27 protein-coding genes are annotated in these 22,153 nt (G+C 31.0%); 14 read left to right on the top strand and 13 right to left on the bottom strand.

The features are described 5' to 3' along the window. Positions 1-89: 89 nt before the first annotated feature. Entirely contained in the window at positions 90-416 is a 327-nt protein-coding gene (locus tag KJI70_02590; protein MCP6718402.1) for a hypothetical protein, read from the top strand. A 106-nt stretch (positions 417-522) separates the two neighbouring features. After that, positions 523-792 carry a 30S ribosomal protein S20 gene (rpsT, locus tag KJI70_02585; GenBank protein MCP6718401.1) on the top strand — a complete coding sequence of 90 codons (270 nt, stop codon included), beginning with the start codon at positions 523-525 and terminating at the stop codon, positions 790-792. Here the strand turns inward: rpsT and holA are convergent. The 9 genes from holA to tsaE all read right to left on the bottom strand — a co-directional run bounded on the left by holA (position 779) and on the right by tsaE (position 8,093). Next, complete coding sequence (holA, locus tag KJI70_02580) at positions 779-1,702, bottom strand: DNA polymerase III subunit delta (protein ID MCP6718400.1); 924 nt, start codon at positions 1,700-1,702, stop codon at positions 779-781. The two genes, rpsT and holA, sit on opposite strands and share 14 nt — an antisense overlap. Next, positions 1,699-2,580 carry a DNA-formamidopyrimidine glycosylase gene (gene mutM / locus KJI70_02575; GenBank protein ID MCP6718399.1) on the bottom strand — a complete coding sequence of 294 codons (882 nt, stop codon included), beginning with the start codon at positions 2,578-2,580 and terminating at the stop codon, positions 1,699-1,701. The genes holA and mutM overlap by 4 nt, the downstream gene beginning before the upstream one ends. Positions 2,581-2,655: 75 nt before the next feature. Beyond that, positions 2,656-3,066 carry a response regulator gene (locus KJI70_02570; protein ID MCP6718398.1) on the bottom strand — a complete coding sequence of 137 codons (411 nt, stop codon included), beginning with the start codon at positions 3,064-3,066 and terminating at the stop codon, positions 2,656-2,658. A 96-nt stretch (positions 3,067-3,162) separates the two neighbouring features. Further along, entirely contained in the window at positions 3,163-3,531 is a 369-nt protein-coding gene (locus KJI70_02565; GenBank protein MCP6718397.1) for a response regulator, read from the bottom strand. A 105-nt stretch (positions 3,532-3,636) separates the two neighbouring features. After that, complete coding sequence (locus KJI70_02560) at positions 3,637-5,181, bottom strand: ATP-binding protein (GenBank protein MCP6718396.1); 1,545 nt, start codon at positions 5,179-5,181, stop codon at positions 3,637-3,639. Next, the gene (locus KJI70_02555) at positions 5,175-5,780 is read right to left on the bottom strand and encodes a hypothetical protein (GenBank protein ID MCP6718395.1); all 606 of its coding nucleotides are present in this window, start codon (positions 5,778-5,780) and stop codon (positions 5,175-5,177) included. The genes KJI70_02560 and KJI70_02555 overlap by 7 nt, the downstream gene beginning before the upstream one ends. Before the next feature lie 16 nt (positions 5,781-5,796). Beyond that, positions 5,797-6,681 carry a hypothetical protein gene (locus KJI70_02550; protein ID MCP6718394.1) on the bottom strand — a complete coding sequence of 295 codons (885 nt, stop codon included), beginning with the start codon at positions 6,679-6,681 and terminating at the stop codon, positions 5,797-5,799. A gap of 18 nt (positions 6,682-6,699) precedes the next feature. After that, positions 6,700-7,659 (bottom strand): hypothetical protein, encoded by a 960-nt coding sequence (locus tag KJI70_02545; protein MCP6718393.1) that lies wholly within the window; start codon positions 7,657-7,659, stop codon positions 6,700-6,702. Beyond that, entirely contained in the window at positions 7,656-8,093 is a 438-nt protein-coding gene (gene tsaE, locus KJI70_02540; GenBank protein MCP6718392.1) for a tRNA (adenosine(37)-N6)-threonylcarbamoyltransferase complex ATPase subunit type 1 TsaE, read from the bottom strand. Before tsaE ends, KJI70_02545 begins: the two co-directional genes overlap by 4 nt. An 82-nt stretch (positions 8,094-8,175) precedes the next feature. Here tsaE and KJI70_02535 point away from each other — a divergent pair, with 82 nt between their 5' ends. After that, a complete protein-coding gene (locus KJI70_02535) occupies positions 8,176-9,501 on the top strand; it encodes a GspE/PulE family protein (GenBank protein ID MCP6718391.1) in 1,326 nt (441 codons plus the stop codon). Positions 9,502-9,940: 439 nt separating this feature from the next. After that, the gene (locus KJI70_02530) at positions 9,941-10,462 is read left to right on the top strand and encodes a hypothetical protein (GenBank protein MCP6718390.1); all 522 of its coding nucleotides are present in this window, start codon (positions 9,941-9,943) and stop codon (positions 10,460-10,462) included. A gap of 20 nt (positions 10,463-10,482) precedes the next feature. On the opposite strand, the gene KJI70_02525 is transcribed toward KJI70_02530, so the two are convergent. Further along, positions 10,483-10,662 carry a hypothetical protein gene (locus KJI70_02525; protein ID MCP6718389.1) on the bottom strand — a complete coding sequence of 60 codons (180 nt, stop codon included), beginning with the start codon at positions 10,660-10,662 and terminating at the stop codon, positions 10,483-10,485. A 203-nt stretch (positions 10,663-10,865) separates the two neighbouring features. Between KJI70_02525 and KJI70_02520 the strand changes: the two genes are divergently transcribed. The 5 genes from KJI70_02520 (at position 10,866) to KJI70_02500 (ending at position 14,396) form a co-directional block, all read left to right on the top strand. Then, complete coding sequence (locus KJI70_02520; GenBank protein ID MCP6718388.1) at positions 10,866-11,519, top strand: endonuclease III; 654 nt, start codon at positions 10,866-10,868, stop codon at positions 11,517-11,519. A gap of 160 nt (positions 11,520-11,679) precedes the next feature. After that, entirely contained in the window at positions 11,680-12,912 is a 1,233-nt protein-coding gene (locus KJI70_02515) for a lamin tail domain-containing protein (protein MCP6718387.1), read from the top strand. Between the two features lie 45 nt (positions 12,913-12,957). After that, positions 12,958-13,692 (top strand): YebC/PmpR family DNA-binding transcriptional regulator, encoded by a 735-nt coding sequence (locus KJI70_02510; protein MCP6718386.1) that lies wholly within the window; start codon positions 12,958-12,960, stop codon positions 13,690-13,692. Then, positions 13,689-14,168, top strand: a complete 480-nt coding sequence (gene ruvC / locus KJI70_02505) for a crossover junction endodeoxyribonuclease RuvC (protein ID MCP6718385.1) — start codon at positions 13,689-13,691, stop codon at positions 14,166-14,168. Before KJI70_02510 ends, ruvC begins: the two co-directional genes overlap by 4 nt. A gap of 87 nt (positions 14,169-14,255) precedes the next feature. Further along, positions 14,256-14,396: a hypothetical protein gene (locus tag KJI70_02500; protein ID MCP6718384.1), complete on the top strand. Its 141-nt coding sequence runs from the start codon at positions 14,256-14,258 to the stop codon at positions 14,394-14,396. A 62-nt stretch (positions 14,397-14,458) separates the two neighbouring features. Here the strand turns inward: KJI70_02500 and tyrS are convergent, their stop codons facing one another. Then, positions 14,459-15,646 (bottom strand): tyrosine--tRNA ligase, encoded by a 1,188-nt coding sequence (tyrS, locus tag KJI70_02495; protein MCP6718383.1) that lies wholly within the window; start codon positions 15,644-15,646, stop codon positions 14,459-14,461. A gap of 99 nt (positions 15,647-15,745) precedes the next feature. Here tyrS and KJI70_02490 point away from each other — a divergent pair, with 99 nt between their 5' ends. Next, a complete protein-coding gene (locus tag KJI70_02490; GenBank protein ID MCP6718382.1) occupies positions 15,746-17,722 on the top strand; it encodes a PBP1A family penicillin-binding protein in 1,977 nt (658 codons plus the stop codon). Here the strand turns inward: KJI70_02490 and dnaN are convergent. Together dnaN and dnaA are read right to left on the bottom strand one after the other, a co-directional pair. After that, the gene (dnaN, locus tag KJI70_02485; GenBank protein MCP6718381.1) at positions 17,709-18,833 is read right to left on the bottom strand and encodes a DNA polymerase III subunit beta; all 1,125 of its coding nucleotides are present in this window, start codon (positions 18,831-18,833) and stop codon (positions 17,709-17,711) included. The genes KJI70_02490 and dnaN overlap by 14 nt on opposite strands. Positions 18,834-18,987: 154 nt before the next feature. Continuing rightward, positions 18,988-20,337: a chromosomal replication initiator protein DnaA gene (gene dnaA, locus KJI70_02480; protein ID MCP6718380.1), complete on the bottom strand. Its 1,350-nt coding sequence runs from the start codon at positions 20,335-20,337 to the stop codon at positions 18,988-18,990. Between the two features lie 215 nt (positions 20,338-20,552). On the opposite strand from dnaA, the gene rpmH reads away from it, so the two are divergent. The 4 genes from rpmH to KJI70_02460 form a co-directional block, all read left to right on the top strand. Next, positions 20,553-20,687, top strand: coding sequence for a 50S ribosomal protein L34 (gene rpmH, locus KJI70_02475; protein MCP6718379.1), 135 nt, complete (start codon positions 20,553-20,555; stop codon positions 20,685-20,687). A 4-nt stretch (positions 20,688-20,691) separates the two neighbouring features. Next, positions 20,692-21,033 (top strand): ribonuclease P protein component, encoded by a 342-nt coding sequence (gene rnpA, locus KJI70_02470; GenBank protein ID MCP6718378.1) that lies wholly within the window; start codon positions 20,692-20,694, stop codon positions 21,031-21,033. A gap of 1 nt (position 21,034) precedes the next feature. Next, positions 21,035-21,757, top strand: a complete 723-nt coding sequence (locus tag KJI70_02465) for a YidC/Oxa1 family membrane protein insertase (protein ID MCP6718377.1) — start codon at positions 21,035-21,037, stop codon at positions 21,755-21,757. Next, positions 21,741-22,153, top strand: a 413-nt coding sequence (locus KJI70_02460) for a hypothetical protein (GenBank protein ID MCP6718376.1), incomplete at its 3' end; no start/stop codon positions are given. The genes KJI70_02465 and KJI70_02460, both read left to right, overlap by 17 nt.

The following is a 22,153-nucleotide window of genomic DNA, read 5'->3' as shown; positions in this document are numbered from 1 at the left end:
GATATAGTCTTAAACGATAGAAATGGCTCTTTACAAAAGATAGAAATTTCTAGACGAGTCGCTCGTCTAGGGCGGCAGGGAATGAAACAATGAAGAACATAAACACCAAAAGAATAAAAAGGTTCGTCAACGACGAACTAAACGAAGAACTGGGAGAAGAACTTCTGAGAGACGTAAACTTTATCTTGTCAGTCGTCTTATTCCCAGAGAAACTAAAATGGCCTTTAGTCGAAATAACTTTCGGGCAATGGCAAAACATCTATACCTTTTCAATGTTAATTACTTATGACAACGATTGGGAGAAAAGAGCAGTAAAGGGACTGTTGAAAACAGCAAGAACAGAAGAAGAAAGGTTAGAAGCCGGGCAAATTTCTCTATTAACAGCAATTAAACACCTTTGGACTATTAAATCCTAAAAACTATTTAGGCTTTTTTTATTTTATAGTCTCTAATATCAACATTAGTCTTACTAGACGAAAAAAGCTTGATAAAAAAACAAAAAAGATATAGTATTTTACTATTATGCCAATTAAAAAATCAGCTAAAAAGGCTCTGAGACAAGATAAAAAAAGAAGAATTAGAAATAGAGCTCAAAAACAAAAAATAAAAAGCCTTTTAAAAAAGGTTAGAAGTTTGATTGTTGAGAAAAAATCACAAGAAGCTGAAAAGCTTTTGCCTCAAACTTACAAGCTGCTGGATAAAGCAGCGAAAACTGGATTATTCAAAAAAAATACTGTTTCAAGAACTAAATCAAGGCTAACAAAATCTATTACTAAAACTAAATCTCAGTAATAAATAAATCTAGCGCTGCTTCAGGATCAATTTTTCCTGTTTTAATGTTTAAGTCTACTTTAAACAATGTTTGGTAGATTTTTTTAAGTTCTGAAAAACTGAATTTATTAGCTAAAGCAGAGCTTTTTCTAACAACAAAAGGATGAAGACCTGCTGAGAAAGGGGACAGGTTTTTTTCTATTAAATCTTTAATAATCAAAAGATTTCTAAACTGATAATTAATCATTGAAAACAAATAAAGGGGATTGTCTCCTTTTTTTAAATGGTTTTTTAATAATTTCAAAGCTCTTTTTTTATCTTTCGAAGCAATGGCATCAATTGTTTTAAATATGTCAGATTCAACTTTTGGTCTTATCAAAAGCTCAATATCTTTTGATTCAATTTGTTCGCCATTTTTAAAATTAACCAGCTTTTCAACTTCATTTATTATTTGCCAGGGATTATTATCAACAAAGTTAATGAATTTTTCCAAAACCAAGTCATTAATTTTTCCATTACGCACTTCAAACTCTTTTTTAATCCAGCTTTTAAGTCTTAATCCGCCAAGTAGTTCAAATTCCTGAGATTTAGCATGCTTATTTAAAAACTTAAGTAAAGCATCTCTTTTATCAATTTTATCTGGCTCATAAAATAAAACTGTGTTTTCAGAATCAATGAATTTTTTCCCTTTTTTTATAAAGCTTTTTTTAAAATCAGTATTAGAAAAAACGTTTGTCAGTATTAATAATTTTTTCTCTTTAAATATTGAAGTTTGCTTAAGTTCGTCCTCTACGTCTTTGAAACTTAATTTCCCAACATCAATATATTTCAAACTCAATCCAGTTTTATGGATTTTCTTATAACGTTCAATCACTTCTTTAAGTTTCTTTCTAGACCTATATGCGTCTTGACCATAAAGAAAAATAATCATATTTTTTGGCATTGAGGGCAAAAATGAGCTGACCTGTTAGCCATTTTTTCCCTTTTAATAATAGTTTTGCATCTTGCACATTTTTCTCCTGTTTTCCGATAAACTTTTCTTTTTGATTGGTAGTAGCCTTTACTGCCATCTACTAATCTAAAATCTGAAATACTTGTTCCTTTTAATTTAACTGCTTTTTTTAATATGTTTTTAGTGGCTGTATATATTTTTTTAAGCTCTTGTTCTTTTATTCCAGAAATATCTTGAAAGGGATGAATTTTTACTTGCCATAAAATCTCATCTGAATAAATATTCCCAATTCCAACAATAATATTCTGGTCCATTAAAATTTGCTTGATTTTTCCTCTTTTCTTTTTACTTAAAGCTTTTTTAAATTTTTTAAAAGTAAAGCTTTTTCCCAATGGTTCTGGCCCTAACTTTTTAAATTGTTTAGAGCTTTCTAATTCAAGTTTATCCCAAAGCTCTATTTTGGCAAATTTTCTTAGATCTGATAAAGCTAGCTGTTTTTCATTTTGAAAAAAAATAATAAAGTGCAAATAATCATTTCTCGGATCACTAAGCAAAGACCCTTTAATTTTAGAAATCCATTTTCCTTTTTTAAACTTCCACTTGCCAAAAAGCAAATGTCCTGTCATTTTTTGATGGATTAAAAGAGTTTTATTGCCTGATAAATCAATCAAAATATTTTTTCCTCTTCTTCTTATTCTTTTGATTTGTTTTCCTATAATCTCTTTTTGAAAAGCTTTAAAAGAACTTGGTTTTTTCACAAGCTTTCTAGTATCTGTCCAGATATCTTGAATTATTTTATTAATAATCGTTTTTCTTAACCCCTGTATTGTTGATTCTACTTCTGGTAACTCTGGCATAAATTATAATTTATACTAACAAACCCACGCCTTAGAATACAAGGGTGGGTGAGTTCTGTAATTTAATCAAAATTACTATTTCAAACTGCCTTTTATTTTTTCAATAATTTCACCGGGAGTAAAGTGAGCTTTAATCAAGTAATCAACTGCTCCCATTTTTAATCCTTTTTCAACTTCTTCCTTTTGTCCTAAGTTAGATAAGATTATGACTGGAATGGATTTTAAACTTTCATCTTTTTTCATACGAGATAAAACTTCGAAACCATCAATGCCTGGCAGAATTAAGTCAAGTAAAACTAAATCAGGATTTTCCTCTTTGACTTTTTTAATTCCCTTTTCTCCATCCATCGCTTCAGCAGTAACAAAACCTTCATCAGAAAGCTTCCTGACAATAAGCTCTCTTAAAAATCTATCATCTTCTATTATGAGGATCTTCTTCCCTGAAGAAGAGCCTTGACTCTTTTTATTTAAGATTTTTTTTGCCATAATCTATTAAATGATTACAAATTTAAATGAATCATTACGAATATTTAATGCCTCATTTTACGATATATTCGTGCTAGTTCGTATTTATCCGTAGTATTATCCACCAATCAATCGTCTTACTTTTTCAACTACTTCTTTCGGATCAAACTCTGTTTTCACCAACCAATCTTCTGCGCCTAAATTCTTGGCTTTGTCTAATTCTACTGGCTGGCCAGAATTTGAAATCACAATAATGGGTATTTTGCTTAATTCTGGATCTTTGCTCATTTCCTCCATTACTTCATAACCGCTTTTTTTTGGCATAACAATATCAAGTAAAACAATATCCGGTTTTACATTTTTTAATTTTTCTATACCCTGCTCTCCATCATAAGCGGTTGAAACTTCATAACCTTCTTGAATTAGTTTTTTCTTAAGAAGATCCATTATTAAGTCTTCATCCTCAATAATTAAGACTTTTTTCATAATATAATTTACCTACTGCCTCGAATTATTTTAATAAATATTCTCTGCAGACAAGTATTATTTAACATTAATATTATAACAAATTTTGGAAAACTGAACCAACTATTATGTCTCCTTGACTGCTTTTTTAATAGGTATAGTAAAATGGAATGTAGTTCCTTTACCTAACTTAGATTCAAACCAGATTCTACCACCATGAGACTCAATAATGTTTTTCGCAATGAAAAGGCCGAGACCAGAACCATCGGTTTCCATTTTTATTACATTAGATCCTCTGAAAAACTTGCCGAAAACTCTTTCTTGCTGATCTTGGAGAATGCCTACTCCATTGTCTTTTACAGAAACTGTGATTTCTTTACTATTAAAGACTAAAGAAACCACTATTTTACCTCCAGGCATTGTGTATTTTATTGCGTTATCAATAAGATTTTGAAATGCTAACTTTATTTTCTCAACATCTAAAAAAACTTTTGGTGTTTTCTTTTTTTGCCCCCTTAATTCAAGTTTAATGTTTCTTTTTTTGCCCTCTTCTTTGTAAGAATTTATTACAAACTGCAGAACTATTTTAATATCAGTTAAAACAGGCTTATAAAGATATCTTCCTTCTTCAATTCTTGTAACATTTAAAAGATCATTAATTAAACTTATCATTCTTTCATTTGACTGATAGGTTTTAGCTATAAATTCACTTTGCTCTTCAGTTATCTTTCCCAAATCCCCGTCTAAAAGCATTCTTAATGTCCATTTTATTGCTGAAAGCGGAGTTCTTAACTGGTGAGCAGCAATAGAAACAAATTCATTTTTCATACGCTCAATTACTTTTTCACGACTTATGTCATGTAAAATTAAAAGAGTTCCTATCTTTGTTTTATTGGACATTAAAGGAATTGTTGATAATTCTAAAATAAAGTTTTCTCTTATTTTAAACTCTTGCCTGAATAAATTTTCTTCAATATTTTCTCCAATTAGATCTATTAAATTTTTTAATTGTTCAAAATTTACAAATTCTTTAATTTGTTTTCCAATTAATTCTTCTCTTTTGATTTCTAAGAATCTTTCAGACTGAGGATTCATTAAAGCGAGAGAGTCTGTACTGTTAAAAACCATTAAGCCGTCAGTAAGACTGTTAATAATCTCCTGAGTTTTATTTCTTTCTTCTTCAGCAAGCTTTCTAGCTTCCTCAGTGTCTTCTAAAATATTCATTAGCGCAAGCTGGGCTTGTTGTAATTCACCTTCTGCTTCTTTAATTTTTGTTAAATCAAAAAAACCTAAAAAATAACCTACCACTTCACCTGCCTCATCTTTTCTCGCCCTTGTAAATACTTGAACAGACATTTTATCTTTTGCTTTTGGTGAAAAGCTCATTTCTTTTCCTGCAATAAATCCCTGCTTTAAAGTTTCTTTCGTTAAAGATTCAGCTTGTTTCTTGTCAAAAACTTGTTCAATGGGCTCTCCTATAACTTCATAGGATTTAAAACCAGAGATATCTTCAAAAGCTGGATTAATTTCCAAAACAACTCCAATAGGACTTATAAAACAAATTGGAAGTGGAGAAAAACTAAAAAGATCATGAATGTAATTTTCAAGCGATGCTAAATCATCTGCCAAAAGGGCAAGTTTTTTTTCTTCTGATGAATCTTTTGTTACCATTCTACTAAAAATTCATGGTAAGGGTCTCCTTTAAGAGAGCATTTAGTTTCGCGGGAAGATGTTTTTGGTGATCTAACCAACATCTGCAAAATTCCTGCAAAATAACCCTCTAAATAAGTGCAGTAAATGGGATGAAGATTTAAACCTTCTACTCTTATAATGGCATATTTCTTTTTTTCATCTAGCTCAACAGGCACCAATTTGCCTATTGTCCAATGTTTTCTCCACATTTTAGGAGATTCTTTCATAACAACTCTATGTACTGACAGGAAATATTTGGTAAAAAGCCTTATTATTAAAGACATTTTTGTTGCAAAAACTCCCATTTTGTAGATTTCCTTATTATCAAAACCAAAAACCTCTTTAATGGCTAAAAGAGAAAACGCTCTTAAACCAACCGGATAAAAATCCAGAGTCTTTATCTCGCTATATTTTATAGGGTGGCCTAATTCTTTTAATTTTTGCTCTACTTGTTCTATCCCTTGTTTTCCTTTTTCCTTAAGAACATATTCTTCATCTGTTTTTAAGACCACGCCTCTTACTTCGCCTTTTATTCTCATTAAGTTGTCAATTGTTTCTTTGTCAATAGTATTGTCCATATGTTTTAAAATAAGATTAGTTATTATTTTCTATTTCTTTTATTTTCTTTTTTAATTCTATCATTTTTAATTCTCTACCCACAGCAAACTTTTGGAATTTTTCCAATTCTTGAACCTTTTTTTGAATTTCTTCTGTCCTTCTTTTAACTTTCTCTTCAAGGCTCTGGGTTAACTCTTCTAATTCTCTAACTCTGGCTTTTACTCTAACTTCCAAAGTTTCTTTAGCTTCTTCTAAATTAACGCTTGTACTTTCAAGCTCCTTCACCTTCTTTTTTAATTCTTTATTAGTTTTTTTTAGTTCAACCTGGGCTTTTAATATGTCTTTACTCTGTCTTTTTATCACTTTTGAATAACGATTGCCAACTATAACTAATAAAATAAATGTTACTAATATTATGATTAAACGGACAGCAACATAGCCTGGGTCTTTATAGACACCAGTGCTTTCGAAAAGAGAATAGTGGGGCACAACGTCATAATATTCCAAAAGCACTAATCCATATAAAAAGATAACGCAAAGCAATGTTATAATAAAACTGTGCTTTTCTGATAAAAGAAAAACTCCATAAATTATCAAAGCGGCATAAAAAACAGCTGCGAATGATTCTATTGTTCCAAGATAATGCACAATAATAGTCAGTATCATTGTCTGAAAAATAAAAAAATTAAAATGAGCTCTGTTAATAGTAGAGACTTGTTTTTTTCTTTTTACATAAATAAAAAAAGAAAATAGGCTTGTAATCCAAAACACAAACCAGAAATAAAGCATTGGAGAAAATGTTGCCTTTGTTGTATATCTTAAAATAATTGCAAGCAACAAAAATATTATTAAAACAGCCATTATCGAAAAAATAGCCCAGACCACTCTCTTCAATAAACTTTCTACTTCTTGATTGTTCATATAGTTCTTTTTAATATTTTACCATAACGTTAATTCCCTGGCACTTTTTTCCTGTTTTTTCTCTTTCTCTGGTTTTTCTGACAATCTTTTTACCAAGCTACTAAACCCAAACTCTTCTAAAATTTTAATTACTTTACTTTTATCATATTTATCCCACTTATAGGATTTAGGATTAACTTCAATTGGCACGTTCTTATAGATTGTTGCTAGCTCCTGGCTGAAAAAAGCTTGTTCTTTCTGTTCAATTAAAAGCTTTTGAACTCTAGGTTTTATTGTGTTTAAATTTTCTCCCTTTTTTTCTATCTGTTTGTAAATGTTTTCTAAAGTGCCGAATTCTTTTAAAAGGCTGATGGCTGTTTTTTCTCCTATTCCTGTTACTCCTGGAATGTTGTCTGATTGATCGCCCCTTAAGGCTCTTAAATCAATTAATTGATCAAAGCTTAAGCCTGAATATCTTTCTTTAACTAATTCTTCATTGTACAAAAAAGTGTTTTTTACTCCTTTTCTTAAAAGATAAACTTTTGTGTATTTATCAACCAACTGAAGAACATCTAAATCTCCACTTAAAATAATTGTCTCAACTTCAGGCAAAATTTGTTTTTTAGGAAACTTCTTGCTAATTGTTCCAATAATATCATCTGCTTCAAATCCTTGTTTTTCTAAAATTTTAACATCAAAAGCTTTTAAAACTTGTTTTACTTTTGGAAACTGTTCATAAAGTTCATCAGGTGCTTTTGGTCTTTTTGCTTTATACTCTTTAAATTTTTTATGTCGAAATGTTGGAGCAGGAAAATCAAAACAAGCTGCAATATAGTCTGGCTCAAATTCTTTAATTGCTTTTAAAAAAACAAGCAAAAACCCATAAACAGCATTAACTATTTCTCCTTTTTTTGTTGTCAAAGGAGGCAGAGCATGAAAAGCACGATGAATCACTGAATTGCTATCAATTATTATTAAGCGTTTTTTTTCTTTTTTCATTTAATTATTATTTTCCTTTTATTTTTATTAATAAATTCAAAACTAATTAAGATTGTATTTTTTGGCATGATTTTCTTAATGCGATTAGACCACTCAACTGCAACAATGTTTCTTGGGTCAGAAATAATTTGTTTAAAACCTAAATCCAGTATTTCTTTTGGTTTTTTAATACGATAACAATCAATATGATAAAAGATTTTATGCTTTACTTTAAACTTTTTTAAAATAACAAAAGTAGGACTTAAAATCTTTTGTCTAATGCCTAATCCTTTTGCAAATCCCTGGAGAAACGTTGTTTTACCTCCCCCTAAATCTCCTTCTAATCCTAAAACATGGGCTTTTCGGCTCTCTTGTTTTTTTAAGATTTCTTTTGCTAGCTGCTTTGCTAATTTCTGTGTTTTTAAAACACTGTTAGTTATGTATTCTTTTTTCATTTGTTTGTCTAAATTGACTTTTAAAACAAGATGAGATAGATTCAAGTAATGCTCACGTTGTATTTATGTATTGTAGATTTTTATGAAAGAAATTTCAAAAAAAATAACTGGAGAAACAGAAATAACAGAAGCTATTTTAACTGAAATAGAAAAAGAGGTTAAAAGCATATCTGATTTAAAAACAAAGATTGAAGAATCTTTAAAGGGCAGACTAACAGAAGTACTTGAAATTATTTTAGGGAGCGCAATTCATTTAAATGTTTCTGATATTCACTTTGAACCAAAAGAAGAAAATACAAAGCTTCGTGTTAGAATTGACGGGCTTTTACAGGACATTTTGTTTTTTGACAGCAAAATGTATCAGTCAATAATATCAAGAGTAAAACTTCTTTCAGAATTAAAGTTAAATATTGCAGATCGGCCACAAGATGGGCGGTTTTCTATTTTAACGACTGATAAGGAATCTAAAAAACCTTTGCTTATAGAAATAAGGACTTCAATCCTGCCTTCTGAATATGGTGAAACAATAGTTTTAAGAATCCTAAATCCAAAAAGCTTGATTGATCTTGAAACTTTAGGGTTAAGAAAAGATTTACTTGAGTTATTCAATAAAGAAATTAAAAAACCAAATGGAATGATTGTCATCACAGGACCAACTGGTTCTGGTAAAACAACAACTCTTTATGCATTTTTGAAAAAAATCCAAAGCCCTGAAGCTAAAGTCATTACAATTGAAGATCCAATTGAATATCATTTAAAAGGAATATCTCAAACTCAAGTTAATCCTTCAAAAGGTTATGATTTTGCCAATGGACTGCGTTCTATTATGAGACAAGATCCTGATGTAGTGTTGGTAGGAGAGGTAAGGGATTTAGAAACTGCAAGCATATCTCTTCAAGCTGCTTTAACAGGACATTTAGTTTTTACGACACTCCATACTAATGATGCTGCTGGAACAGTAACAAGACTTCAAGCGCTGGGAGAGAAAGCAGTTAATATTGCTCCTGCCATTAATATGGCTATTGCTCAAAGATTAATAAGAAGAGTTTGTAAAAAATGCGCTAAAATAAGAAAAGCTTCCGAACAAGAATTGGAAAAACTGAAAAAAGGATTAAAAAACCTGCCCAAAAGCGTGAAAATACCAAAAATAGATGAAAATATTAAAATCCCTGAACCAGCTGGATGTAAGGAATGCAACAATACTGGCTATAAAGGAAGAACAGGCATTTATGAAGCATTTTTAATTGATGATGAAATGGAAAAATTTATTTTAACATCACCTTCTATCGCTGCTTTAAATGAAAAAGCAGTTGAAAAAGGAATGATTTCAATGTATCAAGATGGCTTGATCAAGATTTTAGAAGGCATAACAACAATCGAAGAAGTGGAAAAAGCAACAGGTGATTAAAAATACAAAAACCCCAGAATTGGGGGTTACTTAGGTTTAGCAACATAAGCTCAGAACTTTTCCGAGGAACAGGTTCGCCAAAGCCAACCTGTCCGGCTAAGAAAAATTCCTAACCCCCAACTCTAGGGATTTTGAGTCTTCGTTCATTTATTCTAATATATGTAATTAGATTTGTCAAGTTTTTAACACTTAAACCACATCTATACAATAAGACGGATTTAAGCTGTTTTTATTTCATTTTTTTCAATTTTGCATTTAAGTTTAATTCCCTTTGCCCCTGCTGCTCAAATTCAAAGCCCGAGATTATTGTCTCGGGTTTTTGGTTTTGTTAAATGTTGAGAATAGTTTTCTGTTTTGTTAGTATTAAAAATACAGAATGGGTTAGTGGTAAGACTAAATCAAAGGGGCAATCTAATATAAACTAAATGTTTTAACAAGAATGGATTTCAGAATTTTTATTTTAATAATAGAGGTTTTGTTGGTTTTATTTGCCTTCGGCATTTTTTGGGGAGTAATCTGGATGCCTACTCGAAAAAAAGATTATGAACGCATTGCGAAGATGGCGATTTTGAAGTCCGATGATGTGTTTTATGATCTGGGTAGTGGCACAGGAGATTTATTATTTTATTTAGAAAAAAACCATGGCATAAGATGTGTTGGAATAGAAATTTCGCCAATTTTTTATTTTTATTCGAAAATAAAATCTTTATTCTATAAAAAAGTTAAAATTAGATATGGAAATTTTTTTAAACATGATATTTCTGAAGCTGATATACTATATGCCTTTTTGCATCCTAAGATGTATAAAAAGTTGAAGGCAAAGATAAAAAAAGACGCAAAAAAAGGGGTGAGAATAATTTTAGCGGTTTGGCCGTTTAGTAATGAGTCACAAACAATGTCAAGTTGTGAAAAAGGAGAAGTATCTTACTATCTGTACAAAGGAAAAAGAGTCGTTCATTAACTCGACTCTTTATTTATTATTTATTCTTCGCTTTCTTTTTCTTCCTGTCCTGCTTTGTAGCCGTCTTCGTATCCTTCTCGCCATTCTTCTTCTCGATCAGTAACACCCAGAACAGCATCAACTATCGCTGTGTTAATGCGGTGGTCGCCTTCAAGGCCGTCCTCGTATCCTTTGTCGTATCCATCTTGGTAGTCGCTCAATTTTTCACCTCCTAATAGTTAATATCTATTTATAGCATAAAAGACTTATATCTTTTGCCAAGAGATAGTATTCGCCTAGTATTCAATAAATTCGTCATGAAATGCCTTCCGCAGCCATAATCCTGGTTCTAGCATCCTCTACGAGCTCTTGCAAAATTTTTCAAGAAATCGCTCTTTGAGCGGTTTTTTGATAGAATTGAAATATGAAAAAATCGATTTTTGATAAAGTGATAAAAATCTTAAGACAGAAATTCTCAGTGCAGATTTGGAGTAAAAAATTTACAGCTTTTGAAGTTTTGGTGGCAACCATATTGTCACAAGCCACTCAACGACAAAATAACATTAGAGCATTCAAGAATTTACGAAAGAAGTTTAGAATAATTCCAAACGTCTTGGCAAGAGCAAATTTAGATGAGTTAATAAAATGCATTCGTCCGGCTGGCCTACATCGTATTAAGGCATTGAGGATTAAAAAAATTTCAAAGATCTTAACAGAGAAGAACGAAAATAGCTTAGAAGAGATTTTGAATAAATCCTGTAGCGAAGCGAGAGAAGAATTGCTTAATCTTCCAGGCGTTGGGACAAAGACGGCAGATGTGGTTCTTAGTTTTGTTGCCCAATGTAATGTTTTTCCTATTGATACTCACATAAGGAGAATTATCAAAAGGTGGGGATTAGTAAAAGAAAACGCTGTTTATGAAGAAATAAGGGCGGTTTTAGAGAGCTTGGTTAAACCAAAAGAACGGTTAAAAGTTCATTTGATATTGATAGAGTTTGGCAGAGAGGTGTGTAATTCCAGGAGACCAAAGTGTGAAGTTTGTCCAATTTCCAGATATTGTTTAAGTAGAAATGCCTAGTCAAGTTCATAAGTTAAACAAGAATACAAAAAGTAAACTATAAAAACTCAAACTCATGTTTTTATTTATAAAATTTTTAGCTAGTTAAATTAAGTAGAATCTTAGTTCTAACATCCTCTACGAGCCCCTGTAATTAAGTTCTTTATGATAAAATAATATAATGGTAAATAAAATCTTAAAAAAGAGCATTTTCTTTTTACTCATTCTTTTACCTTTTTACTCAATCTCAGCTTTTAATAATCTAGATGTTGTCATTAATGAAATTTCCTGGATGGGAACAGATAGTTCTCGTTACGACGAATGGATTGAGTTATACAATAACACTAATTCATTAATTAATCTGGATGGCTGGACATTAAAAGCCATTGACGGAACACCAGAAATAACTCTTTCAGGAACCATTCAATCGAATGGTTTTTATGTTTTAGAAAGGACTAATGACACAACTATTCCAAATATAATTGCAGATCAAATTTATACAGGCGCATTAAGTAATAAAGGAGAATATTTACAGCTTTTTGATAATCAAGATAATTTAATTGATGAAATAAATTGCACAGATAATTGGCTGGCTGGAGATAATGCTACCAAGCAAACAATGGAAAGAATCAGCCCAACTTCATTAAATTGGCAAACAAGCAAAAATCCATCAGGCACTCCAAACATAACAAATAGCGTTTTTATTAAACAGGAAATTGAACAAGAACCAGTTTCTGAACCAGAATCAACTCAAGAACCAGAACAACAGGCTGAAAAAATATTCTATCCTTCAAATATTGTGTTTAGCGAAATTCTTCCTTCTCCTGATGGGCCTGATAGTGAAAATGAATTCATAGAAATTTTCAATAAAAATGACTTTGATGTTGATTTGAACGGTTGGAAAATAAAAGACTCTATCGGTAGTATCACAACTTATACTTTTCCAATAAATACAACAATAAAAAGCAAAAGCTATTTAGTCATTTTAAGGCCTGAAACAAAAATTATATTAAACAATGATGCTGACACCTTACATTTAATTCAACCCAATAACGCAATAATTGACACTGTAAGCTATGAAAAAGCTTTGAGAGTGCAATCATATAATCTAACAAGTTCTGGCTGGTCCTGGAGCGAAAAACTCACTCCTGAAAATGACAATATAATAGAACAAAAAAGCAAAGAGCCTGAACAGCTCATCATTAGAGAATCAGCAAATAAACCAGAAAGTAAAGAAATTTTAAAGAACAGCGAAAAAATGATTGCTTCTGCGGTTAAGCCGACCACAAAAACAAATAATCAATTTTTAAAAGTTTTTTCAATCGCCTTAATTTTCGCTGTTTTTTCAAATATAGCGATCTTAAAACTGAAAAAAGTGATAAATAAAAGAAAATTGATTTTCAAAGAAAAATGAGCTAATATTGAACCATAATAAACTCAAGCAAACAAAGACAATATTATGTCAGGTCATTCGCATGCTAAAACTGTAAAAAGTAAAAAAGAAGCTGGCGCTAAACAAAGAAGCCAGATGTTTTCTAAAATAAACCGACTTATCACTGTTGCTATAAGAGAGGGAGGCCCTAACACAGAAACCAATTCTAAGTTAAGAATGGCAATTGAAACTGCTCGTTCTTTTAATATGCCGAATGACAATATTGAAAGAGCGATCAAGCGCGCTAGCGGAGAAGGAGGAGAAGGAAAACTTGAAGAGTTTTTATTTGAAGCTTATGGTCCAGGCAATATTGCCATATTAATTGAAGGAATCACTGATAATAAAAACAGGGCGTTAGGAGAAGTTAAAAAAATTCTAGCTCAATACAATGGCAAGTTTGTTCAAGAAGGAGCAATTAAATGGATGTTTGAAAGAAAAGGATACGCAACAATTAAACTGGAAGCACAAAGCGAAGAATTAAAAGATAAAGAGAAACTAGAGCTTACTGCAATTGAAGCTGAAGCTGAAGATGTTATTTGGAATAATAACGACTTAGATGCTTATACAAGTATAGAAAGCTTAGAAAAAGTTAAGAAGAACTTGGAAGGAAAAGGGATTAAGATTGATTCATCAGGGCTGGAATGGAAACCAAAAGAAGAAATTGAAATTGATGAAAAACAAAGACAAGCTTGTCAAAAACTTTTTGAAGCATTAAATGAAAATGACAATATTCAGGATATTTACTCCAATCTGAAACTATGATTATTTTAGGTATTGACCCGGGAACAGCAAGCACTGGTTATGGAATTATTGAAAAATCAAAATCTTTAAAATGCTTAGGCTATAATGTAATACGCACTGCTCCTGGAGTGGAACCCGGAGAAAGGCTAAGACAAATCAACAATGAATTATCAAAAATAATAAAAGAATACCAGCCAGACATTTTAGCAATAGAAAAGATATTCTTTTTTAGAAACTTTAAAACAGTTATTCCGGTGTCTCAAGCAAAAGGCTCAATTTTACTGACAGCTGCAAAGAAAAAACTCCCTGTGTGGGAGTATACTCCTCTCCAAATTAAATTAACTGTTGCTGGCTATGGAAGGGCAGATAAAAAAGAAGTTCAAAAAAGCATTCAAAAAATGCTTAGACTTAAAGAAATTCCAAAACCAGATGATGCTGCTGATGCCTTAGCTGTTGCTGCCACCTATCTTTTAAAAGAAATTGATTTCCACACTTGACAAGACTTGTCCGCTACTTATAATATTCTTTAAGATTTCAAAAAAATGAAATCAAAGGTCGCGGATAAGAATTGAAAAATTAATAATATGGTCTACGAAGAGAAATTCTCAACTCTTTTTACTGACGAAGAAGAAGTAGATCAAGAAGACAGCGACGAAGATACGAACGACGGAGACTCTGATGATATTGATGAAGACAATTTTAATGACGAGTTTGACGAAGAATAATTTACACAATATTTAAAACAAAAACCCCTTTAAAGGGGTTTTTGAAATTTTCACTCAAATTTCTATATTATTTGGGCAAACCTTCTTTTGCCAACTTTAATAATCATTCCTCTTTTAATTTTAATTTTTTCCTGCCAATCTGTTTTCAAGACGCTGTCAATTGCAACCGCATTCTGTTCAATTAATCTTTTTGCTTCTGCTTTTGATAAAACCAACTTTGCTTTTACTAAAAGATTTAGAATGTCAATTTCTTTTTCTAATATTCTTACTTTTTTAATTTCTGAAGGCAGTTTTTTTTCTTTAAAAACTTTATTGAATTCTTTCTCAGCTTTTTCAGCTAATTTCTCATCGTAATAAATCTTTACAATTTCTTTTGCTAATTTTGCTTTTATATCCCGTGGGTTTATTATTTTTTCTTTCAACTCTTTTTCCATTTCCTCGATTTCCACTAAATCCAGATTAGTACACAATTCAAAATAATGAATAATTAATTCATCTTTTAAAGACATAATTTTTCCGAACATGTCATTTGGCGTATCAGTCAAATTAACAAAATTACTATGAGTTTTACTCATTTCTCTTCCATCTAAACCAGTCAGCATTGGAATTGTTAAAACATACTTTTCTTTTTTATTGTAGATTCTTTGAAGTTTTCTGCCCACTAACATATTGAATAATTGATCTGTCCCTCCTATTTCTAAATCAATATTCATTGCAACTGAATCATAGCCCTGCATCAAAGGATAGAACAATTCATTAAGCCATACTTCTTGTCCTTTTTTAAGTCTGTTCTGGAACATGTTTCTTTCGAGCAGTCTTGAAGTTGTAAAATGAGAACCTATTTTCACCAAATCATCAAACTTTAATTTCTCAAGCCAAACATGATTTTGTTTGATCTTAGTTTTTGACATGTCTAGCACTTTTGAAGCCTGCTTTTTATAAGTGGCAATATTTTTTTTAACTTGCTTTAAAGTTAAAGGTTCTCTTTTTTTATCTTTGCCAGAAGGATCACCAATCTGAGCAGTAAAGGTGCCAAATAATAAAATCACTTCATGGCCTAATTCTTGAAAATCTCTTAATTTTCTTAAGGGCACAGCATGGCCGATATGAATATTTGGGCTTGTTGGGTCAATGCCAAAATATAGCCTTATCTTTTGTTTTTTCATTAGGTCTGTTAAACCTTTTTTATTTGGCAAAACCTGTTCTGTGCCTTTTGTTAAAACTTGATTAATTCTTTTATCTTGGTTCATATACTTAAATTTATAATTATTTAATATCTTTGACAATACATTAAAAATACTCTAGTCTTTTGGCAACAATGGAAAAATTTAGTTAAAATAATAAAAGTCATGGTAAAAAGAAAATACTACAGAAAAACATACAGAGGAAAGGAAAAGAATAAAGGATCATTTAAGTTTCCTATCAAATCTTTTATTACACTTGCAGTAGCATGTCTTTTGCTTTTTATTCTTGCATTTTTTTATTATGTCAGAAATTTTCCAAGACCGGAAATATTTAATGAAAGGCAACTAGCCCAATCAACAAAGATTTACGACAAAACAGGTCAAACACTTTTATATGAGATTTATGGTGAAGAAAAAAGAACATGGATTTCTTTAGAATTCATATCTGAACACTTAAAACAGGCTGTAATAGCAACTGAAGATGCTAATTTCTATAATCACTTTGGGGTTGATATTAAAGGCATTGTAAGAGCTGTTTTGACTGATTTAAGGATTGGACAGCCAGTTCACGGAGGTTCTACTATTCCCCAACAATTGATAAGATCAACATTTCTAACTCTTGATAAAACAGCCGAGAGAAAGATCAAAGAGATTGTTTTAGCTTTAGAATTAAACAGACGCTATCCAAAAGATAAGATTCTTGAATGGTATTTAAATCAAGTTCCTTTTGGCCAAAATGCCTATGGAGTAGAATCAGCCAGTCAAACCTATTTTAACAAATCTGCTTCTGAAATCTCTTTATCTGAATCAGCAATATTAGCAGCTTTAATCCAAGCACCATCAAGACTGTCGCCTTATGGAATAAACAAAGACCAGCTTATGATTAGAAAAGATTATATACTAGACAGGATGAATAGTGAAGGATTCATAAATAAAGAAACAGCCTCTTCAACAAAGAGTGAAGAAATAGTTTTTGTTGAAAAATCTGTTCGAATCAAAGCCCCTTATTTTACTCTTTGGGTTAAACAACAATTAGAAGAAAATTATGGCGAAAATTATTTAAGAAGAATGGGGTTAAAAGTTTACACTTCTTTAGATTGGGAAATACAGCAAGATGTCGAAGAAATCACAAAACAAGGCATTGAACTAAATAAAGCATTCAATGCCCATAATGCAGGTGTAATAGTAATCAATCCTAAAAATGGCCATGTATTGGCAATGGCAATAGGAACAGGAGATTATAACGAAGATTCTTTCCCAGAAGGCTGCACTTCAGGCAAAGACTGTTTATTTGATCCAAAATTCAATGTTGTGGTAGGAACACAAAGAAATCCTGGCAGACAGCCTGGTTCAGCTTTTAAACCATTTGTTTACGCAACTGCTTTTAAACAAGGTTATGATGATACTAATACTGTTATTGACGAGAAAACTAATTTTGGAATGTGGGGGGATGAAGAATATATTCCTCAAAACTATGATGAACTATTCAGAGGCGAAGTTACTTTGAGACAATCTTTAGCTCAATCATTAAATGTGCCTTCAGTAAAAGTTCTATTAGATTTAGCAGGATTAGAGAACAGTATCAAAACTGCACAAAGCCTAGGGATAAATACCCTAACACCTCCTTATGGCCCTTCAATAGTACTTGGCGGTTGGGAAGTCAAACTAATTGAATTGACTTCAGCCTTTGGAGTATTTGCAAATGATGGACTAAAAGTTCCGCCAGTTTCAATTCTAAAAATTGAAGATTCAAAAGGAAACATTATTGAAGAAAATAAAAAAACCCCTCAAAGGGTTTTAGAAACTCAACCAGCCCGGCTAATAAATGATATTTTATCAGACAACCAAGCTCGCTCTCCCATGTTTGGTTCTTCTTCTCTTCTATACTTTAGAGATTTTGATGTTGCTGCTAAAACTGGAACAACACAGAATTTTCGTGATGCCTGGACAATAGGATATAATCCAAATGTAGTTATTGGTGTTTGGGTAGGAAACAATAACAATGAATCAATGGAAGAAGAACCAGGAGTTGTACTTGCTGGCCCAATATTTTACAGAATAATGAATAATCTATTGTTAAAATTCCCAAAGCAAGATTTTCAAAAACCAGAAATGCCCCAAGAGGATCTTACGCAGATTTAATTGGCATTATGATATAAAGATAATCTTCTTCTCCTTCTGATTTTAAAGCTGCGGGTCCGTCTTCATTAGTTAATTCAAAAGTTAATTTGTCTTTTTTAATTTCAGTAATACCGTCAATTAAAAATCTGTGGTTAAAAGAAACCGAAACATCATCTCCTTTAATATCGCCAACAAAAAAACTTTTATACTCGCCTAAATCAGGACTCTGGCTTAAAACTTCAACTTTATTGGTTTTAGGATTAATTCTTAGTTTTACTTCATTAATTTTTCCGCTGAAAAGACTTGCGCTTTTAATTTGATTTAAAAGTTCTTTTCTCTGTATTTTCACTTCAGTTTTATACTTTTTAGGAATTATTTCTTGGTAATTAGGATATTCTCCGCTGATCAATCTTGAAATAAACTGAATCTGAGGATGGTCTGTTTCACTCATCATATATTCAAATGAAATCTGATTTGGAGAAAAAGAAATTTTTAAATCCCCTTGTTTTTCACTAAAAATACTAACCATTTCTTTGGCAGCAGATTGAGGTAAAATCAAAGAATGTTTTTTTGAAAGTTTAGTATCAAAAAATATTTTCTTTTCAGCAAGTCTAAAGCTATCAGTAGCAACCATTTTAATTAAATTATTTTCAAAAATAAAGTAAATGCCAGAAATCTCAGGCCTAGCAGTAGAAGGAGAAGGAACATTTAATATCTGAGATAAAGACTGGCAAAACTTAATATTATCAATAATAACATTTTGACCTTCTTTTATCTGAGGAATAATAGGGAATTCTTCAGGATTAACTCCTTTAATTTTTGTCTTATAATTCTCGCAAGTTAGATCCATAACAAAATTATCCTCACTCAAATCAATAGATTTTTCAGGTAAAAAAGATAGAAAGTTTGAAAGAAATCTTGTTGGAGAACAAACGCTTCCTTGTTTTCCTATTTTAGCCAGCCCCCACCAATTAACAGCTGATTCTAAATTAGTAGTTGATAATTTTAAAAAATTATTCTCTGTTTTAAAAAGAATATTTTGAAGTATTGGCAAGGTTAAAGATTTTTGCGAAATCTTTTCCACAACACCAATACCTTCTTTTAGTTTTTCCTTTAATATAGTTATATTCATATTGTTGTTGTTGTCTTATGATATTAATTATGATTTTTGAATATATTTGAATTGGGGAAAAGTCTGTGGGTTTATTATGGAAACTTCATAGGAAAATTTTTGGATTTCCTAACACTTATTTTTTAATATGATTTTTACAGAACTTTTCCACTATTTAAGCACACATTAAGCGCTGCTTTATTAACTCTATTTCTTCGCCTAAACTTTCGTTTTTATCCACCTCTTTTGTTATTTTTTCATATGCATAAATTGCTGTTGTGTGGTCTTTTCCTCCAAGCCTTCTTCCAATAAATGGAAAAGATGATTTTAACTCTTGTCTTAATAAAAACATAGCAATCTGCCTGGGTTTTACAATCTCTTTTTTTCTTGATTCTGACAGCATGTCTTTTTCTTTTAAATCGTAGAATTCAGCTACAGTTTGAATTATTTTCTTTGCGTTAATAGTATGAGAAGGGGATGAGGTTAAGTTTTTAAGCAGTGATTTGGTAATTTTTAAATCAGCAGCATTATTGTTTAATTTTTGATAAGCAATCAATATATTTAAAGCACCTTCTAATTCTCTAATATTTCTTTGAACTTTTGATGCTATAAAATTAAGAATTTCATCAGAAATATCAATTTCCCTTTCTTGGCATTTTGATTTTAATATCGCAATCCTTGTTTCTGTATCCGGAAAAGAAATATCTGCTATCATTCCTCCTTCAAAACGCGACCTTAGTCTTTCAGCTAATGCTGGGATAGCTTTTGGAGATCTGTCAGAAGAAATAATAATTTGTTTATTCTTCTCATAAAGACTATTAAATGTATAAAAGAATTCTTCCTGAGTTTTTTCTTTCCCTGTTAAAAACTGAATGTCATCTATTATTAAAACATCAATTTTTTGATATTTCGCTTTTAGTCTTTGAGTTTCCCTATTTCTAATTGAAGATATCACCTCAGAAACAAACTTGTCTGTAGGTATGTATTTTACTTTTTTATCTTTGAAATTCTTGATAACTTCATTGCCAATTGATTGAAGTAAATGAGTTTTTCCTAGTCCTACTCCTCCATATACAAAAAATGGATTATATACTTGACCAGGTTTTTTTGTTACTGCCCATCCAGCCGCTTGGGCTAATTCATTAAATGGACCGACAATAAAGTTATCAAAAGTATATCTAGGATTAAGATTTGTATCTCTATCAACTTTAAATTCTTGAAATTCTAATTGACCTGTTTCAATCGAGAAAGGAACATTTTTTTTGATAACTTCTGTTTTTGGCTTCCCAATTTCATATTTTACATCCTTAATCTTTTCATCTAGTCCGCGCAGCACTTTAAAAATGGTTTTATTGTATTTTTGCTCAAGCCATTCTTTCGCAAATGAATTGGGCACAGATACAAATACAGCACCTTCTTTTTTAGAAACAATACGGGTGTCTCCAAACCAGGTTTTAAAACTTGCTTTAGAAATCTGGAGTTGGATTTGAGCCAGTACTGCCTGCCAAAGTTCTTCATCAGTCATAATTATATGTGTAAGGTTAATGTATCATTATAACCATAAGTCAAACGAATGTAAAATAAGTATAAAATTTCAATCTTTGTTTAAAATGTGAGTAAAAACTGGGTAAAAACTGTGGATTTCGTCTTGACAAAAAAGACAATATTATGTTCAATAAATGCAAAGATTCAGTTCAAAATATTGACTTTAACCATCTTAAAAGATAATATAAACGAGATATGTCATTCACTTACAAACCAAAAAAAAGAAAAAGGAAAAAAACACATGGTTTTTTGAAAAGAACCAAAACTCCGTCAGGCAAAAAGATTTTGAAAAGGAGAAGAAAGAAAGGCCGTAAAAAACTTACTGTTTAATAAAATGTTAGCTAGATTAAACCGTTTGAAAAAGAAAAAGGATTTTGAAAAAGTGTTTAAGCAAGGAAAAGGTTCAAAGCAGGATTTTTTAGCTCTTAAATTTGACAAGAATAACTTGAAAAATTCTAGATTTGGATTTGTAGTATCAGCTAAAGTTTCTAAAAAAGCTGTTATAAGGAATAAGATAAAAAGAAGACTTCGTGAATCAGTAAGATTGAGATTAGATAATATTAAAAAAGGATTTGACATTGTATTTGTAACTTTTGAAAAAATTAAAGAAAAAGATTTTGAACAAATAAACAGCTTAGTTGAAAAAATATTAAAAAAATCAAAGCTTTTAATATAACATGAATATTCTTTTGGAAGTTTTTAATAAAGTACTTTATCAACCATTATTTAATGCGCTGGTTTTAATTTATAATTATTTTCCTGGCAATGATTTTGGCATAGCTGTAATTGTTCTAACGGTTTTAATTAGAATAGCTCTTCACCCCTTGATGAGCCAGTCTTTAAAGTCTCAAAGAGTAATGAGTGAGCTTCAGCCAAAAATAAAAGAGGTTCAAAAGAAGTTTAAAGATGACAAACAAAAACAAACTGAAGAATTGTTAAAGATTTATCAAGAGGCAAAAATAAATCCAATAAGCGGATTTTTACCTCTTTTAATCCAATTGCCTCTTTTAATTGCTCTTTATCAGGTTTTTTGGAAAGGACTTGAGCCAGGAGCAATGAGTAGCTTATATGCTTTTGTTCCTAATGCAGGGATAATTAATCCTAGTTTTTTAGGTTTAGTTAATCTTTCTCAAGCCAGTATGCTTTTGGCAATTCTAGCAGGTACCCTTCAATTCTTTCAGGCAAAATCAATGAATCCAAAAATGAAAAAGGCTGGAGATAATAAAGCAAATCAAATTGCAAATATTATGCAAAAACAAATGATGTATTTTCTGCCATTTTTTACAGTTATGATTCTTTTGCGTTTGCCAGCAGCTATTGCTTTGTATTGGATAGCTACCTCTTCGTTTTCAATAATGCAGCAATATTTTGTAAATAAAAACTATGTTGAGTCCCAATAATTTAGAGACAATTAAACAAGTTACCAAAGAGTTTTTTGAAAAAACCACATTTGATGTGGAAATCCAGTTTTTGCCGCAGCAAGATCTAATTGTTCCAATTAATTTAAAAAGTGATGAACCTAAAATTTTAATTGGAGAAGGGGGACAAACTTTAGTTGAAATCCAGAGATTATTAAAGTCAATTTTGAGAAGGCAAATTGACCAGGAATTCTATATTGACCTGGATATTAATGGTTACAAAAAAAAGAAAATAGAGTATTTGAAAGAACTGGCAAAATTAACTGCTGATGATGTTGCTTTAATGAAAGAAGAAAAGATACTGCCTTCTATGCCAGCTTATGAACGCAGAATAATTCATCTGGAATTATCAGAAAGAGCAGATATCGCCACTGATAG

The organism is Patescibacteria group bacterium (genome assembly GCA_024238995.1).
In the GTDB taxonomy this organism is placed as follows: domain Bacteria; phylum Patescibacteriota; class Minisyncoccia; order Minisyncoccales; family JANBVM01; genus JANBVL01.
This window is presented reverse-complemented; position numbering and strand designations above follow the sequence as displayed.

What these genes read in the sequence shown, in the direction of transcription:
- rpmH (MCP6718379.1), top strand. Translation starts at nt 20,553, where the DNA reads ATGTCATTCACTTACAAACCAAAAAAAAGAAAAAGGAAAAAAACACAT.
- KJI70_02550 (MCP6718394.1), bottom strand. Translation starts at nt 6,681, where the DNA reads ATGAACAATCAAGAAGTAGAAAGTTTATTGAAGAGAGTGGTCTGGGCT.
- tyrS (MCP6718383.1), bottom strand. Translation starts at nt 15,646, where the DNA reads ATGAACCAAGATAAAAGAATTAATCAAGTTTTAACAAAAGGCACAGAA.
- KJI70_02520 (MCP6718388.1), top strand. Translation starts at nt 10,866, where the DNA reads ATGAAAAAATCGATTTTTGATAAAGTGATAAAAATCTTAAGACAGAAA.
- KJI70_02530 (MCP6718390.1), top strand. Translation starts at nt 9,941, where the DNA reads ATGGATTTCAGAATTTTTATTTTAATAATAGAGGTTTTGTTGGTTTTA.
- KJI70_02565 (MCP6718397.1), bottom strand. Translation starts at nt 3,531, where the DNA reads ATGAAAAAAGTCTTAATTATTGAGGATGAAGACTTAATAATGGATCTT.
- dnaA (MCP6718380.1), bottom strand. Translation starts at nt 20,337, where the DNA reads ATGACTGATGAAGAACTTTGGCAGGCAGTACTGGCTCAAATCCAACTC.
- holA (MCP6718400.1), bottom strand. Translation starts at nt 1,702, where the DNA reads ATGATTATTTTTCTTTATGGTCAAGACGCATATAGGTCTAGAAAGAAA.
- rpsT (MCP6718401.1), top strand. Translation starts at nt 523, where the DNA reads ATGCCAATTAAAAAATCAGCTAAAAAGGCTCTGAGACAAGATAAAAAA.
- mutM (MCP6718399.1), bottom strand. Translation starts at nt 2,580, where the DNA reads ATGCCAGAGTTACCAGAAGTAGAATCAACAATACAGGGGTTAAGAAAA.
- KJI70_02545 (MCP6718393.1), bottom strand. Translation starts at nt 7,659, where the DNA reads ATGAAAAAAGAAAAAAAACGCTTAATAATAATTGATAGCAATTCAGTG.
- dnaN (MCP6718381.1), bottom strand. Translation starts at nt 18,833, where the DNA reads ATGAATATAACTATATTAAAGGAAAAACTAAAAGAAGGTATTGGTGTT.
- KJI70_02465 (MCP6718377.1), top strand. Translation starts at nt 21,035, where the DNA reads ATGAATATTCTTTTGGAAGTTTTTAATAAAGTACTTTATCAACCATTA.
- ruvC (MCP6718385.1), top strand. Translation starts at nt 13,689, where the DNA reads ATGATTATTTTAGGTATTGACCCGGGAACAGCAAGCACTGGTTATGGA.
- KJI70_02560 (MCP6718396.1), bottom strand. Translation starts at nt 5,181, where the DNA reads ATGGTAACAAAAGATTCATCAGAAGAAAAAAAACTTGCCCTTTTGGCA.
- KJI70_02570 (MCP6718398.1), bottom strand. Translation starts at nt 3,066, where the DNA reads ATGGCAAAAAAAATCTTAAATAAAAAGAGTCAAGGCTCTTCTTCAGGG.
- rnpA (MCP6718378.1), top strand. Translation starts at nt 20,692, where the DNA reads ATGTTAGCTAGATTAAACCGTTTGAAAAAGAAAAAGGATTTTGAAAAA.
- KJI70_02510 (MCP6718386.1), top strand. Translation starts at nt 12,958, where the DNA reads ATGTCAGGTCATTCGCATGCTAAAACTGTAAAAAGTAAAAAAGAAGCT.
- KJI70_02555 (MCP6718395.1), bottom strand. Translation starts at nt 5,780, where the DNA reads ATGGACAATACTATTGACAAAGAAACAATTGACAACTTAATGAGAATA.
- tsaE (MCP6718392.1), bottom strand. Translation starts at nt 8,093, where the DNA reads ATGAAAAAAGAATACATAACTAACAGTGTTTTAAAAACACAGAAATTA.
- KJI70_02515 (MCP6718387.1), top strand. Translation starts at nt 11,680, where the DNA reads ATGGTAAATAAAATCTTAAAAAAGAGCATTTTCTTTTTACTCATTCTT.
- KJI70_02490 (MCP6718382.1), top strand. Translation starts at nt 15,746, where the DNA reads ATGGTAAAAAGAAAATACTACAGAAAAACATACAGAGGAAAGGAAAAG.
- KJI70_02535 (MCP6718391.1), top strand. Translation starts at nt 8,176, where the DNA reads ATGAAAGAAATTTCAAAAAAAATAACTGGAGAAACAGAAATAACAGAA.
- KJI70_02500 (MCP6718384.1), top strand. Translation starts at nt 14,256, where the DNA reads ATGGTCTACGAAGAGAAATTCTCAACTCTTTTTACTGACGAAGAAGAA.
- KJI70_02590 (MCP6718402.1), top strand. Translation starts at nt 90, where the DNA reads ATGAAGAACATAAACACCAAAAGAATAAAAAGGTTCGTCAACGACGAA.